This window comes from Pantoea sp. Ap-967, assembly GCF_011752565.1.
Lineage (GTDB): Bacteria > Pseudomonadota > Gammaproteobacteria > Pseudomonadales > Pseudomonadaceae > Aquipseudomonas.
Window position 1 is genome coordinate 1 of the sequence record NZ_VWXK01000099.1, and the last position, 530, is coordinate 530.

General features: G+C 48.3%; 2 tRNA genes and 1 rRNA gene. All 3 read left to right on the forward strand.

Annotation, left to right across the window (positions count from 1 at the left end):
- Nucleotides 1-73: ribosomal RNA gene (locus F3J45_RS29690) — 16S ribosomal RNA — on the forward strand; the annotation flags it as partial.
- 86 nt (nucleotides 74-159) lie between these two features.
- Nucleotides 160-236 (forward strand) — tRNA-Ile (locus F3J45_RS29695).
- A 24-nt stretch (nucleotides 237-260) separates the two neighbouring features.
- Nucleotides 261-336 (forward strand) — tRNA-Ala (locus F3J45_RS29700).
- The last annotated feature ends 194 nt before the right edge of the window (nucleotides 337-530 follow it).

A 530-nucleotide genomic window follows, 5' to 3' on the forward strand; every position in this document is an offset into this window, starting at 1 on the left:
GGTGTGATTCATGACTGGGGTGAAGTCGTAACAAGGTAGCCGTAGGGGAACCTGCGGCTGGATCACCTCCTTAATCGACGACATCAGCCTACTGATGAGCTCCCACACGAATTGCTTGATTCATTGTGAAAAGACGATGCTGTAACGCGACCCTGTTATAGGTCTGTAGCTCAGTTGGTTAGAGCGCACCCCTGATAAGGGTGAGGTCGGCAGTTCAAATCTGCCCAGACCTACCATTACATGGTTCAGCCGTAGAATACGGGGCCATAGCTCAGCTGGGAGAGCGCCTGCCTTGCACGCAGGAGGTCAGCGGTTCGATCCCGCTTGGCTCCACCACTTTCGCGGTACGCAGTAACGTGTCAGAACTTAGAAATGAACATTCAGATCGAATGTTGATTTCTGACTTTTGTCAGATCGTTCTTTAAAAATTCGGATATGTGATAGAAATAGACTGATGACCAGTTTCACTGCTGGAAATCAGGCTAAGGTAAAATTTGTGAGTTCTGCTCTTAATTGAGCGAAATGCGAAT